The sequence below is a fragment of the Caballeronia pedi genome (genome assembly GCF_001544915.2).
GTDB classification, from domain to species: domain Bacteria; phylum Pseudomonadota; class Gammaproteobacteria; order Burkholderiales; family Burkholderiaceae; genus Caballeronia; species Caballeronia pedi.
Map to the genome: position 1 here is coordinate 550,790 of NZ_FCOE02000001.1, position 17,237 is coordinate 568,026.

A 17,237-nucleotide genomic window follows, 5' to 3' on the forward strand; every position below is an offset into this window, starting at 1 on the left:
TCCTTCAGATTTCCAGATTGTCGATGAGTCGGGTCGCGCCGAGCTTCGCCGCTGCGACCACGACGAGCGGCGCGTCCACGTCCGCTTCGCCCGGCGGCAGCAAGTTCGAGCGCTTGCGTACGCTGATGTAATCGGGCTTCCAGCCGCGTTCGGCGAGCGCGTTCATCGCGTCGCGTTCGAGCGCGGCGATATCGCGATTGCCGGACAGCAACGCTTCACGCACGCGCTGTAGCTGTTCGGCGAGCTTCGGCGCTTCGGCGCGTTCGTCCGCCGAGAGAAACCGGTTGCGCGAGGACAGCGCGAGCCCGTCCTCATCCCGCACCGTTTCCGCCGCGACGATTTCCGTGGGCAGCGCGAACTGGTTGCACATGGCCCGCACGATCATCAACTGCTGGTAGTCCTTCTTGCCGAACACCGCGACGCGCGGCTGCACGCACGACATCAGCTTCATCACGACGGTGCATACGCCGGTGAAGAAACCGGGGCGGAACTCGCCTTCGAGAATGTCGCCGAGATTGTGCGGCGGGTGCACGCGATACTCCTGCGGCTCCGGATACATGTCCCGCTCGGTCGGCGCGAAGAGCACGTAGACGTTCTCTTTCTGCAGCTTATCGATGTCGTCCTGCAGCGTGCGGGGGTATTTGTCGAAGTCTTCGTTCGGCCCGAACTGCAGGCGGTTCACGAAGATGCTCGCGACGACCGGATCGCCATGCTGGCGCGCGAGGCGCATCAGCGAGAGATGGCCTTCGTGGAGATTGCCCATCGTCGGGACGAAGGCGGTTCGGTTCTGGCCGCGCAACTGGTCGCGCAGTTCATGGATGGAGCTGATGACTTTCATCGAGCGGGTGTCTCCTGTCGGGCGGCTCTCGTTGCCGCCACGCGGGAAGGGTAAGAAAACCTAGGCGGGGGAATACGCGAGCCGCACGTAGATCGGCGCGTACGGCTCGGGCTGCGTGATTTCGATCAGCGCTTCGCGCGACAGCTCCAGCATCGCGATGAAATTCACGACGACCACCGGCACGCCGCGCGAGGTATCGAAAAGCTCCGTGAACTCCATGAAGCGCGCGCTTTGCAGGCGCCGCAGGATCACGCTCATGTGCTCGCGCACCGAAAGCTCCTCGCGCGAGATCTTGTGATGCTGGACGAGCTTCGCGCGCTTGATGACGTCGGCCCACGCGGCGCGCAGGTCGTTCATGTCGACGTCGGGGAAGCGCTGCTCGGCGGCCTGCTCGATATAGATATCCGCGCGCAGGAAGTCGCGGCCGAGCTGCGGCAACTGGTCGATCCGCTGCGCGGCGAGTTTCATCTGCTCGTATTCGAGCAGGCGGCGCACGAGTTCGGCGCGCGGGTCTTCGGCTTCCTCGCCGGTGTCCGCTTTTCTGACCGGCAGCAGCATGCGCGACTTGATCTCGATCAGCATCGCGGCCATCAGCAGGTATTCAGACGCGAGCTCCAGATTCGATTCGCGAATCTGGTCGACATAGCCGAGGTACTGCGCGGTGACATCCGCCATCGGGATGTCGAGCACGTTGAAGTTCTGCTTGCGGATCAGGTAGAGCAGCAGGTCGAGCGGGCCTTCGAACGCTTCGAGAAAGATTTCGAGCGCGTCCGGCGGGATGTACAGATCCGTGGGCAGCTTCCAGAGCGGCTCGCCGTACAAGTGCGCGATCGCGACGCCGTCGATGATGTCGGGCGTCGAATCGGTCGCGGGCGTGGCGAGCGCCACTGCGCGGTCATCCCGTGCACCGTCGCGCGCCGGCTCGTGCGGCCCATGCGCGGGCGAGTGCGGCTCGTGGCCGGCTGCGCTCACGTTCAGAAGTTCTGGTAGTAAACGTAAGGCGTCTGCTTCACGCGCGATTGCTGTTGCTCGCCGCGCTCGTCGAGGTCGATCGGCTGCTTGTCCCACAAGAGCGCGCGGCCGCGGCGCTGTTCGTCTTCCAGCGACGGCTTCTGCTCTTTCAACTGATTGATGAACTGGGTGATGTCCGACTGATACATGATCCGGCTTCCGTTGGTTCGAGGCGTTTGAATTCGCAATTTTACCGCAAGCGTACGGCGGCAACGCATCTCGACGCGCGGGTTGTTCCATGCTTTGAAAGTCGCACGCACGTGCAGGTTTCGCGGAACCCCGCCGGCTTGACGCCGTCCAAAGGCGCACGCCGGGCGCGAACCGGGCCGCTTTGCGGTGCCGGCGCATGGCGATGTGGTGAAATAGCGCCTGCGCCCGTTTCGCACGGCCGCATGTCTTACCTTTCAATTCCAATATCCCGATGCCGGAGGTCGTTTGGCGGGGCGTTCGTTTGATCCGCTGCGCGCACTGCGCGTGAAGCCTCCCGGCGCGAGGCGCTTGCCGTCCGTGTCGATCCTGGTCATGGCGCTCATCGCGTTCGGCTTCGCCGTGCCCGCTTTCGCCAAGTACGACGTCGACATCGACGCGCCGCGCAGCATCAAGAAGCTGCTCAAGGAGAATCTCGACATCTCCCGCTTCGCGAAGCGCGACGACGTGAGCGACGACCAGTTCCAGTTCCTCGTCACCGCCGCGCCGAAGGACGTGCGCGATCTCGTCGCGACCGAAGGCTATTTCACGCCCGTCGTGCGCACGGACGTCACGACCGTCGACGACAAGCGCAACGTCAGGGTGAGCGTCGATCCCGGCCCGCGCACGATGATTGCCTCGGTGCAGCTTCATTTCACCGGCGCGGTGACGACCGAGGACCGCTCGCGGGAAAACGCGGCGCGTTTCGCCTTTTCAGTGAATGAAGGCGATCCTTTCACGCAAGGCGGCTGGGACGACGCGAAAAACGCGGCGTTGCGGGCGCTGCAAGCCAAACGGTATCTCGGCGCAAAGATCGTGCGCTCGCAGGCGCGCATCAATCCGCGCGCGCATCTCGCCGATCTCTCGGTGACGTTCGACAGCGGCCCGACCTTCACGCTCGGCAAGCTCGACGTCGCCGGGCCGAAGCGCTATCCCGCCTGGATCATCGATCATGTGAATCCGATCGAGCCGGGCGAGATATACGACGTCGCGCGCCTGAACGAGCTGCAGCGGCAGATCCAGAACACGCCATATTACGCGAGCGTCGCCATCGACGCGGACGCCGACGTCAACAAGCCGGTCGAAACGCCGCTGCATGTGAAGGTGAGCGAGTACCCGTATAACAGCATCCGCTACGGCGTGGGCTACGCGACCGACACGGGTTTCCACATTCAGGGCGCGTACAGCTATCTCAACACGTTCGGCGCCGCGTATCCGTTCACGATTTCCGGCCGGCTCGATCAGACCCAGCAGTACGGCCGCGTGCAGCTCGCGATGCCGCCCGATTCGCACGGCTGGGTGAACGCCGTGTTCGGCTCCTACACGATCACCGATGTATCGAGCACGAAAATCTACAGCGCGCGTGTGGGCGTGCAGCGTTCGCGTTCGCGCCAGAACATCGACACGACCTATTCGCTGACGTTCTACGACGACCGCCTGACGCAGAACGAGCCGAATCCGTCGACGGCGCGCGCGCTCGTGCCGGCGTGGAGCTGGGTGCGCCGCGATGTCGACGATCCCCTGTTCCCGCGGCGCGGCAACATCATTCGCGCGGAGGCGGGCTTTGCCGTCAAGGGCGTGATGTCCGACCAGACCTTCGCGCGCCTGTACACCAACGCGCTGCAATACGTGCCGCTCGGCAAGAACGATCTGCTCGTGTTTCGCGCGGAGTTCGGCGGCGTGTTCACGAGCGGGCCGTCGAGCGGCGTGCCCGCGTCGCTGCTGTTTCGCGCGGGCGGCGCGAACTCGGTGCGCGGCTATAGCTATCTGAGTATCGGCAACAATGTCGCCGGCTCGATCCTGCCGACCAAATACATGGTGACCGGCAGCAGCGAATATCAGCACTGGTTCACGCACGACTGGGGTGGCGCGGTGTTCTTCGACATCGGCACTGCCACCGATACGTGGGGCGAGCGCGTGTTCCAGCCGGGCGTGGGCGTCGGGGCGCGCTGGCGCAGCCCGGTCGGCCCGGTCAACGTCGACGTGGCGTATGGATTGAAGAACAAGAGCATCAAGCCGTATCTGACGCTCGGCATCGCGTTCTGATGCGCGTGAGAACGATGAAGGATAGTGAACCGGCATGACGGACCCGACCAGGCAAAGAGACGCTGAAGCACCGCCGCCCGGCGACGAAGGCGGCGGCGCGAACGAGACGCCGCCGCGCAAGAGCGGCTGGCGGCGTCTCGCGCGCTGGATCGGCGCGCTCGTGCTGGTCGTCGTGCTGATCGCCGGGCTGGCCGTCGGCGGCGTCTTTTACGTGCTGACGACCGAGCGCGGCACGCGCTACGCGTGGGATGCGGCCACGTCGTTCCTCAAAGGGCAACTGACCGGCAAGCTCGACGGCGGCGCGATCGCCACCGGCCTGCAACTGCGCGACGTGCACTGGAAGGACGGCAAGGGCACGGACATCGCGGTCGACAGCGTGTCGGGCCGCTGGGCGCTCACGCGCGAGCCGCTGCGCTTCACGATCGACTATCTGCATGTCGGGACCGTCGATGCGCGCATCGCGCCGTCGAACGAGCCGAGCAAGAAGACCGAATTGCCGAAGGATCTGCGTCTGCCGATTCAACTCGCGATCAACGACCTCTCCCTTGAAAAGCTGCGCGTGCATCAGGGCACGACGACCACCGAATTCTCGCGCCTGCTCTTCAATGGCCACAGCGACGGCCAGCATCATCAGGCAACGGTCCAGCGTCTCGATACGCCGTTCGGTTCGGTGACGGCGTCGCTGAAGCTCGACGGCGGCGCGCGGCCGTTTCCGCTGTCGGGCGACGCGGGCTATGCCGGCAAGGTCAACGGCGAAGCGGTGAACGTGAGCGCGCGGTTGTCCGGCTCGCTGGAAGACCTGATCGCGGACGTCGATGCGAGCGGCATGAAGCTCAAGGGCGAGGCGCACGTCGAGGCGCTGCCGTTCGCCGACGTGCCGCTCAAATCCGCGCTCGTCACTTTCGATCACGTGAATCCGCAGGCATTCAGCCCGAGCGCGCCCGAGGCCGATCTCGCCGTGCGCGCCGAGGTGAAGCCCGTCGAGGGCGCGGACCCGAAGGCGTTCGTGGTGAGCGGGCCGGTGTCGATCGTCAACGCGAAGCCGGGTTCCATCGACAAGAAGCTGCTGCCGCTCATCGACGCGCACGCGAACGTGCGGCTCGATGCATCCGAGCAAAGCATCACGGACCTCAATGTGCGCCTTCTGAAGAACGCGACGGTGACGGGCGGCGGCACGCTCGCGGGCAGTAAGGGCAAGTTCGACCTGAAAGTGGCGAAGCTCGACCTGAACGCGATCGAGCCGACCCTGCGCCCGACGGATTTCGCCGGGCCGATCGGCATCGTGCTGGATGGCGACACGCAGCGCATCACCGCCGATCTGAACGATCCGAAAGCCGCGATCCGCGCACAGGCCAAGGTCAAGCTCGATCCGAAGCAGACCACGCTCGACGACGTGAAGCTGACGGTCGGCAAAGGCCGTGTCGAACTGAACGGCGCGCTGAAGAAGGACGCCAATTCCACCTACGATCTGAAGGCGAAGATCGTCGACTTCAATCCGCTGCTGCTGCAACAGCAGTTGATCGCGCAGAAGCCCGCGCCGGCGAAGAAGGGCACGGCGAAGAAGGCCGCCGCGCCGCCGCGTGTCGTCGAAGCGCGCGTCAACGGCACGCTGGCCGCATCGGGCCAGCTCGCGCCGACGCTCACGACCAAAGCGACCTTCAAGCTCACCGACAGCATGTACGACAACCTGCCGCTGACAGGCGAGGGCACCGTGCAGGTTGCGGGCACGCGGCTTCTGCCGAGCAAGGCGGCGCTGTCGGTGGCGGGCAACAACGTCGATCTGAACGGCAGCTTCGGCGCGCCCGGCGATCGCCTGCGCTTCAAGGTCGACGCGCCCGCGCTCGAACGGCTCGGCTTCGGCATCACGGGCACGGTCAAGGCAGACGGCGACCTGACCGGCTCGATCGCGCACCCGAACATCGCGGCGAACTATCAGGCCGATGGCGTCGTGTTCGGCGCGAATCGTCTGGGTCACGCGGAAGGCCGCGCCGATATCCGCGACGGCGCGAACGGCGCGCTCGTCTTCACGCTGAAGGCCCGCGATGCGAGCACGGAAGGCATCGAAGTCGCGAACCTCGACGCGAATCTGAACGGTACGCGCGCGCATCACACGCTCGATCTCACTGCGACCGGCAAGGTGCGCGGCCAGCCGGTGAATGTCGCGCTCGGCGCGAACGGCAAGTTCACCGATGCGCCCGACGGCCCGCACTGGGACGGCGCGATCACCAAGCTCTCGAACAAGGGCGTGCCGTCGCTGAACCTTGAATCGCCGCTGACGGTGAGTTACGGACCGAAGCGTCTCGTGCTCGGCGCGACGCGGCTCGCCGCGGAAGGCGCGGTGCTGAACCTGAAGTCGTTCGCGATGGAAAACGGCCGCCTGCAATCGGCGGGGACGCTCACGAACCTCTCCGTGCCGCATCTGCTCGACGTGCGTCAGGAACTGACGGGCGCGGAGCCGCCGATCCGCACGGACCTCGTCTTCGATGGCGACTGGAACTTCACGCTCGGCGCTACCGCGACCGGCTACGCGCAGATCAAGCGCCGCACCGGCGACGTGACGATCGACGGCGCGCGCGGACTGGCCGCGCTCGGCATCACCGATATCTCGGCGCGCGCGGATTTCAGCGATGGCAATCGCCTGAACGCGTCGCTGCATGCGCTGGCGAGCCGCATCGGCGTGATCGATGCGAACGTGCACACGCCGCTCGTAAATCGCGACGGCATGCTCACGCTCGACGACAACGCGCCGCTCACCGGCGGCATCGACGCGAACATTCCCGAGCTGCGCACGACGGGCGGGCTGCTCGGCGCGAACTATCTGCTCGGCGGCAAGATCGCGCTCAAGCTCGCGATTGCGGGGATCGTCGCGAAGCCGAATCTGTCGGGGTCGCTGACCGGCGACAACATCTCCGCGACGGTCGTCGATCAGGGCGTGCAACTGAAGGACGGCATCATTCGCATCGCGCTGTCGGAGAATCTCGTCGATTTTCAGCGCGTGGAATTCCACGGCGCGAGCGGCACGCTGCGCGCGACCGGCAAGGTGCGGCTCGATCAGCAGCAGCCCGATCTGACCGCGAGCATCATCGCGGACAAGCTGGAGCTGTTCGCCTCGCCGGACCGCGAGCTGATGCTGTCGGGCAGCGCGACCATCGCCAACGCGGGACTGCAGGGCGGCATGGCGATCGACGGCAAGTTCACCGTCGACCACGCGTTGTTCGATCTTCCGGAATCCTCAGCGCCGTCCCTCGGCGACGATGTCGTGATCGAACGCCCCGACGGCACGATCAAGGGCGAGAACCAGCCGGTCACGGCGGCCGCAGGGAAACCGGTCGGGCCATTCACGCCGCGCGCGAACATCGAGATCAATCTCGGCCAGCGCTTTCGCTTCAAGGGCGCGGGCGCGGATCTCGGCCTTGCGGGCACCATCACGGCGATGAGCGCGCCGAACATGCCGCTGCGCGCGGTCGGCAACGTGCGCGTGACGACGCCGGGTTCGTCGTACACCGCGTTCGGGCGCAAGCTGAATATCGAGAACGGCTTTTTCACGTTCAACGGGCCGGTGGCGAATCCAGGCATCAATATTCTCGCGATGCGGCGCAATCAGGAAGTCGAGGCAGGCGTGCAGGTGACGGGCACCGTGCAGGCGCCGGTCGCCAGGCTGATTTCCGAGCCGAGCGTGCCCGATAACGAAAAGCTCTCGTGGCTGCTGTTCGGGCATGGCACGGATCAGGGCAACAACGTCGGCCAGCAGAGCGCGATGACGAGCGCGCTCGCGCTGCTCGGCAGCAAGGGCGGCGCGAAGATCGCGCAGACGGTCGGGCTGGACGAGTTCACCGTCGGTTCGAGCGAAGTGGGCCTGACCGACCCGCAGGTCGTGCTGCTCTCGAAGGCGATCAACGAGCGGCTCGTGATCGGTTATGAACAGGGATTGCAATCGGCGAGCAACGCGGTCAAGGCGACGCTGAACCTGTCGCGGTACTGGGCCGTGACGGCGTATGGCGGGACGTATCAGGGCGTCGATCTGTCTTATACGCGAAGGTTCAATTCGTGGGCGCGGTTGTGGTCGTCGTCTTCGTCGGCCTCGCGAGCGTCGGCGGCGGATTCGGCGTCGGCGGCGTCGGATGCATCCGCGGGCGTCGATTCTTCGGATTGAGTCATCGGTTCGCCGCCGCTCTCCGCGAGCGGCGGACCTGCTGGATGGTCGGAATCCGCATCGTTGTTATCGCCGCGCCATTCACGCGTGATCGGCGGCATTTAGCCACCATCGGTGATATTCCTTCTCTTTATCGTAATCGAATTCGAACCTGAATTTAATTAATAATGAAGGAATAATGCTGTCTGCGCTGCTGTTTTTTTGCGAATAATTAATATATCAGATAATGCGACATTCAATGAAAATATAGCTTTCCCCCTTATTGTTCAATGAGTTGAAATGTTGAAATGGCAAAAAACGTTTAACTAAAATGGCTTCTAAAAGAGAGGCATTTTTTAGGAAATTAATCAAAGAAATTCTATTGCCCAGTCTTTATAGTTAGCGCGGACCGTCAGTGTCTGCGTCGGCGCCAAGGCGTGATCACCAACCGTCATGCCTGGTTTAAGCGTGCTGTTGCAATCCTGAAAGGTCCGGCGAATATATCTGGTTTGATAAATCGAAATCCGTTCGATAAGGAATGCTTAAAATGAAAAAACTCGCTCTCTCGTTAGTCGCGGCAGCAATGGGTCTGGCCAGCGTCGCCGCGCACGCTGGCAATGTGCTGACCATCAATGGCCAACTGGTCGCCAATACCTGTGATATCAGCGGAAGTGGCCAGGGCCCGAATTTCACGGTCACGCTGCCGACGCTTTCCGCCAGTCAACTCTCGCAAGCGAATTCGACCGCCGGGGCAACCGGTTTTAACATCGCCTTGACGAACTGCACGCCGTCCACCGGTAACGTGCATACCTTCTGGGAATACGGCGCGAACACGCTGGCCGACGGCAATCTGAAGAACAACGGAACCGCAGCGTCCGTCGAAGTTCAACTGCTCGACTACAACGGCGCTGCAAAGATGCTCGACGTAAGCAAGGCAGACGGCGCGCAAGGTTCGCAAAGCGTTGCGCTTACGGGTGGCCAGGCAAACCTCAAATACGCCGCGCAATATATCTCGCCGGCCGGTTCCGCGGGCGCGGGCAGCGTCACGACGAGCGTGACCTACTCGATCGTCTACCAGTAAGCAGGGTCGCACGAACCTCGCTCGTTCAGGCGCGGCGTGCAACGCGGTCGCCGTCGCCCGCCTGAAACGGGTCGAAAAGATCCGGTCCGGATTGCTGTCCAGCCGGCTTTCGGCTGGTCCCAGTCGTCCGAGTCCTTGATGAATCCGTGCGCATATCGCGGTGCCGCGTCACAGGCATCCGATTGAATCGCGGGTCTCGCCGTCGGTTGTCGCTTCCATCGTTGGTCCCATGAATTTTCTGACATTCGCGATCAGGTTTTTTGCTACGGCTCTTCTGGCCACCGGTGCATTGTTCTCGCTGCCGGCTCACGCGTCCGTCGTGATAGCCGGGACACGTGTCGTGTACAACGCCGCGGACAGCGAAGTCACGCTCAAGCTCACGAACATCGGCAAAAATCCGGCGCTGACGCAGGTCTGGCTCGACAAGGGCGATGCCAGCGTAGACCCGAGCAGGCTCGACCTGCCATTCCTGCTGACGCCGGCGCTTGCGCGCATCGAACCCGGCAAGTCGCAGACCATTCGCATCTCGTACACCGGCGAACCGCTGGCGCAGGATCGTGAAACCCTGCTGTGGCTCAACATGCTGGAAGTGCCGCCCAAGCCCGTAGCCGCTCAGGCCGGCGCCAACTACGTGCAGCTCGCGTTTCGCTCGCGTCTGAAGTTCTTCTTTCGGCCGGCCGGGCTGCCGGGCGATGCGAATGACGCGCCGGGCAAACTGACCTGGCGCCTGGTCACGGAGCAGGGCAAGTCCGTGCTGCAGGTATCGAATCCCACGCCTTATCACGTCACGATCATCGAGGCGCATATCGGCGCCGGCGATCACGCGCCGAAATTCGATGAAGGAGACATGGTGGCGCCCCACGGGCAAGCCTCGCTGCCGCTGACCGGGATGGCGCCCGCGGACGGCAAGGTTTCGTTTACGACGCTCAACGATTACGGGGGCGCCATGAAGTACGAAGCGGCATTGCAGTGATTGTCGCGCGCCAGCAGTAGCCGATTGTTCGGAGCAGTCAGGGTCGCGACTTCCGCAGGCTCGCTGCGAAGCAGGCAATCAGCATCGATCGGACTCGAGCCCCGGCTCGCCAACCAACAGCAGGCAGTAGCCCTCTATCGGGCTTGCAGCCGGTGCGTATCCGCATCGGCTGCAAGCCCGGGGTTTGCCTGTGATTCCGGCTTAGTATGAACCATCGCCATTCAAGACCGACGATAAGACCACTGAACGCTGACGTCCTGTCGCTGAGTCAGGCCAGCGTCGCCGTGCTGCTGGCGTTCTCCGCTGCGCATGCACAGGCAGACGAAGCCACGGACGCGGCTGCGGTGGTGCAAAGTGGCAACGACAGGCAATGGTCCGCGGGCGGAGGGGGCGCGACGCCGCCTGCATCCGCGCAGCCCGCACAGCCCGCGCAGCCCGCACAGCCCGGTCACGCGGCCTCGCAGGTTCCGCCTCCGGCGCCCGAACCCGCAACGGTCGAGTTCAACCCGCAATTTCTGAACGGAAACGGCGCGGCAAGCGTCGATATCACGCGCTTCAACAAGGGCAATCCGGCGGCGGCGGGCCGCTATCGCGCGGCGCTGTATGTGAATCAGACGTGGATCGGCGTATCCGACGTCACATTGCGCGAGACCAATGGTCCGGGACATGGCGTGCAGCCGGCGTTCACCGAGGAACTGCTTCTGCGCATCGGCGTCGATATCGCGCGCCTGAGCGAAGCCGCCCGTGCAAAGCTGAGCAGCGCGGGCGAGAACGGCGTGCCACTACCCGAACTGATTCCGATGGCCACGGCCGTATTCGACGTGGGCGAGCAGCGTCTCGACGTGAGCGTGCCGCAGGCCATGATGAGCCGACGCGCGCGCGGTTGGGTCGACCCGAAATACTGGGACGACGGCGTCAATGCCGCCGTGCTTCAGTACAACGCCAACGTCTATCATGCGACTGGCAATGGTTTCTCGACGACCCAGAGCTATCTCGGGCTGAACGCGGGCGTCAACATCGGAGCCTGGCGCTTTCGCTATCTCGGCAACGTCACCAATGCGTCGGGATCGGGTTACAGCAACGGCACGCACGTGCAGAGCATGCAGACGTATCTGCAACGCTCGTTCGCGCGCGTCAAGAGTCAGCTCACGATCGGCGACGCGTACACGGATGGCTGGATCTTCAATTCGATCGGCGTGCGCGGTCTCCAGCTCGGCACCGACGATCGCATGTATCCGGAGTCGGAGCGCGGCTATGCGCCCGTGGTCCGGGGTATCGCGAACTCGAATGCCAAGGTTCAGGTCAGGCAGAACGGCAACATCATCTATGAGACGACCGTAGCGCCTGGGCCGTTCCAGATCGACGATCTTTATCCGAACGGCTATGGCGGCGATCTGCAGGTCGTCGTGACCGAAGCGGACGGTAGCCAGCATGTTTCGTCGGTTCCGTATGCGGCGCCCGTCAACGCGCTGCGTGAAGGGCGGTGGCGTTACAACGTGGCGGCGGGCCTGTACCGCAACGCCGCGCTGAACACGTTGCCGTTCGTGTTTCAGGCAGGCGTGCAGCACGGCCTGAACAACCTCGTGACGCTGTATGGCGGCGTGCTCGGAGGCGAGGACTACATGTCCGCGGCTCTTGGCGTTGCGCTCAACACGCCTATGGGCGCGTTCGGATTCGACGTGACTCAGGCGAGCGCGACGATTCCCAAGGCGCCGGGCCGCAGCGGTCAGAGTTTGCGGCTGTCGTATTCGCGCACGTTCACGCCCACGAACACCGATGTGACGCTGGCCGCCTACCGCTATTCGACGAGCGGCTTCCTGAACTATCAGGACGCGATGATCCTGCGCGAGCTCGCAACGGGCGGCACATCGTTCGCCAATCAGGGCATTCAGAAGGGCCGCCTGCAGCTCACGCTCAATCAGAACCTGAACCGGTACGGCTCGATCTACCTGTCGGGCTACACGCAGAACTACTGGAACCAGCCGCGTCGCGACACGTCGTTCCAGGTGGGCTACAACGTCAACATCGGCCGGGTGGGGGTAGGCGTATCGGCATCGCGTGAAATCGATACGAGCACCGCTCGCTGGGATAACCGCTACATGCTCAATCTGAGCATCCCGCTCGATATCGGCTCGTCGACCGCCACTTCGATGACCAGCTATTCGCACGATACGAGCGACAACAGCAACCTGATTCAGGAAACGTTCACGGGTTCGGCGGGCAAGAACAACGCGTTCAATTACGGCGTCACCGCAGGGCATCAGTGGGGCGGCCAGAGCGGCAACAGCATCAACGCAAATGCGGGATATCTGTCGCCATTCACTCAGGTGCGCGTCAACGTGGGTCACGCCAACGGATACACGCAGGCGGGCGGCGGACTGGCGGGTTCGATCGTCGCGTACAACGACGGCGTGGTGCTCTCGCCGCAGACAGGCGACACCTTCGCGATCGTGGAAGCGAAGGACGCCGCTGGCGCGCGCGTCGCCACGTCGCCGGGCGTGAAGGTCGACCGCTTCGGTCACGCGCTGATCGCGGGCATGGACCCCTATTCGCTGAACACGGTGGAAATCGACACCAAGGGCCTCGCGCTCGGCGTTCAACTCAAGAGCACGGAGCAGCGTTTCGCGCCGACTGCCGGTTCAGTGGTACGCGTGAAGTTCGACACCGAAGATCGCGGGCAGGCGATGGTTCTGCGCGTGCGTCGTCCGGGCGGCGATCCGGTGCCGTTCGGCGCGGACGTGATCGATGCCGACAGGAAGATCGTCGGCACGGTCAGCCAGGGCAGTCGCGCGATGTTCTACAGCAAGGCAAAAAGCGGGGACCTCGCGATCAGATGGGGCGAGGCCGTCGAGCAGACTTGCAGGATCCATTACGAGATGCCTGTCACGAGCACGAGCAAGTCAGCAATGCCCGTGTTCTCCGACGTAACCTGCCAGTAGGCGACAAATATGAGCAAGCGCGTGATTTTCAGGAATGCCGATGGCAAGCGACACACCGGCATGCGGTTCCTTCTGCTCGCTTTCCTTCTGTGTCTCTCGTGCGGGCGTTCATTCGCGTCGACGTGCAGCGGCACCGTGCAAACCTTCACGTTGACGCTTCCCAGCAGCATTTCCGTGCCGCGCGATGCACCCGTCGGCTCGCTTCTGACCAACTGGGTCTACAGCACATCGAGCACGAATCTGTGGAGTTGCAGTGCCAACAATGATGCAGCGGGCGTCAGCGGCAAGGTCGGGCCGTCGTTCACCGTTTCCTCGGGGGTCACGTATGGTAGCGGTCCCGGTGGAGCGAGCGTCAACGTCTACCAGACGAACATACCGGGCGTGGGTATTGCGCTCGCCGGATCGCTCTATCACGGCTATGCCGGGTGGACTTCGTGGAACGGCTTCAACACGTCATGGGGTGGCCCGGTTTTTTCGCCTCTCTCAGGCACCTTTCCGATGGGCGGCCAGATTGCCGTCGCGCTCGTGAAAACGGGCGCGGTCACCGCGAGCGGGACCATCGCTTCCTCCACCGTGCTCCAGCTCGCGCCCTATACGAGCAGCGGCGCCCAGTCCGGCCAGGCCGATTCATACGTCATCACGGCTGTCAATGTCGTCCCCATGAGTTGCACCACGCCGGACGTCAACGTTCCGATGGGCACCTTCACGCTCTCCGACTTTCCTGCGGTCGGTTCGCTTTCACCGAGACCGGCTGCGTTCAACATCCAGCTTCTCAATTGCCCGGCAGGCGTCGCTGTTTCCGGCACGCAGTCCGGCACCATCCATAGTGTCATGTACAGAATCGATCCCACCAATGGGCTTGCCGCGACGAACGTCGCCAAGCTCAGTGGAAGCCCGACTGCAGCCGGCGTCGGAATTCAGTTGTTCACGTCCACCGGGAGCGTGTTCCCGCTGGCGAGCCTTCAGACCCTGAGCGGTTTCAGCGGTACGGCAGGCGGCAATTACACGATCCCGATGACCGCGCGGTATTACCGCACGGGTACGGTGAGCGCAGGTCCGGCGAACACGACGATGACCCTGACCGTTTCCTACCAGTAAGACAGTGCGATCACGCTTCTCGAGGAGGACTACGTCCATGAAGCAATCCATCAAGGTTGTCCTGAGCATTTCCGCCATGACCATGACCGGTGCGGCGCTTGCAGCGGACGCCAACCTGAATTTCACCGGGCAGATTCTGACGTCTTCCTGCACCGTCGACACCGGGTCGGTCACACAGACGATCAATCTGCAAAGCGCATACGTCAGCAGTTTCGCGGCGGTCGGTGCGACCAGCAATCCGACGCCGTTCAGCCTGAAGCTGACGAACTGCTCTCCGTCCGCAAAGGTCTCGATGACAGTGGCAGGCACCATGGACACGGTGGCGAGCGTGCTGAAAAACACGGGCCTGGCCACGCAAGTGGGCGTGCAGTTGCTGCAAGCGAGCGCGATAGGCGGGACCACCGGCACGCCGATCACGCTCAACAGCGCGATCAGCCTCGGCACCGTGGATGCGACCGCGAGCATGACCATTCCGATGGTGGCTCAGTTCTATCGCCTCGGGACGATGACGGCAGGCACGGTGACGACGTCCGCGACGGTCAACTTCACCTATAACTGAGGTTTTGCGCGCCTGGCGTGTGGAAAAAAAAGGCTCGTCCGTGGATGAGCCTTTTGCGGAAGACGCGCGTCTTATTTCACGCGCATGCCCGGCTTCGCGCCGCTGTGCGGTTCGAGAATGTACAGCCCCGGTTCGGCTTTCTCGTCGGCCGCTGACGCCGCGAGCACCATCCCTTCCGACAAGCCGAACTTCATCTTGCGCGGCGCGAGATTCACGACCATCACCGTGAGCTTGCCGATCAGATCCTGCGGCTGATACGCCGACTTGATGCCCGAGAAGACATTGCGCGTCTTTTCCTCGCCGACATCGAGCGTGAGTTGCAGCAGCTTGTCGGAGCCTTCGACCGCTTTGCAATCGACGATTTTCGCGATGCGCAGATCGACCTTCGCGAAGTCGTCGATGGAGATGACGCCCGCGTCTTCCTGCTTCTTCGCGACGGTTTTGGCGGGCGCGGCCGCTCCCGTTTCTGCAGACGGCGCGAGCGATTCGCGATTCGCGGCCAGCAACGCCTCGATCTGCTTCGGATCGACGCGCGTGGTCAGATGCTTGTACGCGTTGATCGCATTCGCCGACGACAGCGGTTTCGCGGCATCGGCCCACACGAGCGGCGCGATGCCGAGGAACGACTCCACCGCTTCGATGAGCTTCGGCAACACCGGCTTCAGCGCGAGCGACAGCAGGCGGAACGCTTCGAGACTCACGCTGCACGTTTCATGCAATGCAACGCCGTTTGCCGGGTCTTTCGCCTGTTCCCACGGCTTCGCCGTATCGACATAAGCGTTGACGGCGTCGGCGAGTTCCATCGTCGTACGCAGCGCGCGGCCGTATTCGCGCGACTCGTAGAAGCCGGCGATCTGCGCAATCGCGGCGCGCAACTGGCCGATCAGCGGATGATTCATCGCGCTGTCCTGCACGCGGCCGTCGAAGCGCTTGATGAGAAAGCCCGCCGCGCGGCTCGCGATGTTCACGTACTTGCCGACGAGATCGCTGTTCACGCGCGCCTGGAAGTCCTCCAGGTTCAGGTCGATGTCTTCCATCGTGCTGTTGAGCTTCGCCGCGAAGTAGTAGCGCAGCCACTCGGGGTTGAGGCCCGTGTCGATCACGCTCTGCGCGGTGATGAACGTGCCGCGCGACTTCGACATCTTCGCGCCATCGACGGTCAGAAAGCCGTGCGCGAACACGTTCGTCGGCGTGCGATGGCCGGAGAATTCGAGCATCGCCGGCCAGAACAGGGTGTGGAAATAAAGAATGTCCTTGCCGATGAAGTGATACTGCTCGGTCTTCGAGCCGGGCTTCACGAAGGCATCGAAGTCCACGCCGACGCGGTCCGCGAGATTCTTGAAGCTCGCGTAATAGCCGACCGGCGCATCGACCCAGACGTAGAAGTATTTGCCCGGCGCGCCTGGAATCTCGAAGCCGAAGTACGGCGAGTCGCGCGAGATGTCCCAGTCGGCGAGTTTCGCTTCGCCCTTGTCGCCGAGCCACTCGCGCATCTTGTTGGTGGCTTCCGGTTGCGCGAGGCCGCTCACCCAGCCGCGCAGGAATTCTTCGCAACGCGGATCGGAGAGCTTGAAGAAGTAGTGCGTCGACGTCTTGCGGATGGGCGTCGCGCCCGACACGACCGAATACGGATTGATGAGCTCGGTCGGCAGGTAGGTCGAGCCGCAGACTTCGCAGTTGTCGCCGTATTGATCCTTCGCGCCGCATTTCGGGCACTGGCCCTTGATGAAGCGGTCCGGCAGAAACATTTCCTTGACCGGGTCGTAGGCCTGCTCGATATCGCGCGCCTCGATCAGGCCCGCTTGCTGAAGCGCGCCGTAGATCGTGTTGCACAGGGCGCGGTTTTCCTCGGCATCGGTCGAGTAGTAGTTGTCGAACGAGATGCCGAAGCTGTCGAAGTCGCGCTTGTGCTCTTTCCACACGCGCTCGATCAGCTGTTTCGGCGTGATGCCTTCCTTTTCGGCGCGCAGCATGACTGGCGTGCCGTGGGTGTCGTCCGCGCCGACGTAGTAGACCTCGTGGCCATGCATTCGCAGCGTCCGAACCCAGATATCCGTCTGAATGTATTCGACCATATGGCCGATATGAATCTGACCGTTTGCGTACGGCAACGCGGACGTGACGAGGATCTGGCGGCGGCCGCTTTCGCTGGCGGAGGCGGCAGGCGCGGCGGTGGCAGTGGCTGAAATCGGTGCTGACATAAAGGCGCGGCCCGTGTGGGAGTGCTTGGGGTTGGAGAAAAAGGCGGATTTTGATTTTAGCAGGGCGGGGGAGAACGCCGGGGTGCCGAGCGATCCTTGGGCCATTCAGGGGAGGAGGTGCCGCGCAGAGCGCGCGCTGAGAAAATCACGCGCACAAAAAAAAACCGGGGTCC

Annotated in this window: 11 protein-coding genes; 7 read left to right on the plus strand and 4 right to left on the minus strand. The window is 63.4% G+C overall.

The genetic code is table 11. The annotated features are described in order from the left end of the window. Positions 1-4: 4 nt before the first annotated feature. The 3 genes from panC to AWB80_RS02580 form a co-directional block, all read right to left on the minus strand. Entirely contained in the window at positions 5-838 is an 834-nt protein-coding gene (panC, locus tag AWB80_RS02570) for a pantoate--beta-alanine ligase (protein WP_061173039.1), read from the minus strand. Between the two features lie 60 nt (positions 839-898). Further along, entirely contained in the window at positions 899-1,726 is an 828-nt protein-coding gene (locus AWB80_RS02575) for a segregation and condensation protein A (RefSeq protein ID WP_061173110.1), read from the minus strand. An 86-nt stretch (positions 1,727-1,812) separates the two neighbouring features. Then, on the minus strand, positions 1,813-2,001 hold the full coding sequence (locus AWB80_RS02580; protein ID WP_208635597.1) for a DUF3460 family protein: 189 nt from the start codon (positions 1,999-2,001) through the stop codon (positions 1,813-1,815). A 370-nt stretch (positions 2,002-2,371) separates the two neighbouring features. On the opposite strand from AWB80_RS02580, the gene AWB80_RS02585 reads away from it, so the two are divergent. The 7 genes from AWB80_RS02585 to AWB80_RS02615 all read left to right on the plus strand — a co-directional run bounded on the left by AWB80_RS02585 (position 2,372) and on the right by AWB80_RS02615 (position 14,863). Further along, complete coding sequence (locus tag AWB80_RS02585; RefSeq protein ID WP_244206360.1) at positions 2,372-4,081, plus strand: autotransporter assembly complex protein TamA; 1,710 nt, start codon at positions 2,372-2,374, stop codon at positions 4,079-4,081. A 34-nt stretch (positions 4,082-4,115) separates the two neighbouring features. Beyond that, a complete protein-coding gene (locus tag AWB80_RS02590; RefSeq protein WP_061173042.1) occupies positions 4,116-8,234 on the plus strand; it encodes a translocation/assembly module TamB domain-containing protein in 4,119 nt (1,372 codons plus the stop codon). A 526-nt stretch (positions 8,235-8,760) separates the two neighbouring features. After that, positions 8,761-9,294: a fimbrial protein gene (locus AWB80_RS02595; protein ID WP_087130896.1), complete on the plus strand. Its 534-nt coding sequence runs from the start codon at positions 8,761-8,763 to the stop codon at positions 9,292-9,294. 229 nt (positions 9,295-9,523) lie between these two features. Further along, positions 9,524-10,267, plus strand: a complete 744-nt coding sequence (locus AWB80_RS02600) for a fimbria/pilus periplasmic chaperone (protein ID WP_061173043.1) — start codon at positions 9,524-9,526, stop codon at positions 10,265-10,267. Between the two features lie 284 nt (positions 10,268-10,551). Continuing rightward, entirely contained in the window at positions 10,552-13,206 is a 2,655-nt protein-coding gene (locus tag AWB80_RS02605) for a fimbria/pilus outer membrane usher protein (RefSeq protein ID WP_244206355.1), read from the plus strand. A gap of 9 nt (positions 13,207-13,215) precedes the next feature. Beyond that, positions 13,216-14,304 carry a fimbrial protein gene (locus tag AWB80_RS02610; RefSeq protein WP_061173045.1) on the plus strand — a complete coding sequence of 363 codons (1,089 nt, stop codon included), beginning with the start codon at positions 13,216-13,218 and terminating at the stop codon, positions 14,302-14,304. A 37-nt stretch (positions 14,305-14,341) separates the two neighbouring features. Continuing rightward, positions 14,342-14,863, plus strand: a complete 522-nt coding sequence (locus AWB80_RS02615) for a fimbrial protein (protein ID WP_061173046.1) — start codon at positions 14,342-14,344, stop codon at positions 14,861-14,863. 71 nt (positions 14,864-14,934) lie between these two features. Here AWB80_RS02615 and metG read toward each other — a convergent pair whose 3' ends face one another. After that, positions 14,935-17,064, minus strand: a complete 2,130-nt coding sequence (metG, locus tag AWB80_RS02620; protein ID WP_208635593.1) for a methionine--tRNA ligase — start codon at positions 17,062-17,064, stop codon at positions 14,935-14,937. Positions 17,065-17,237: the final 173 nt, after the last annotated feature.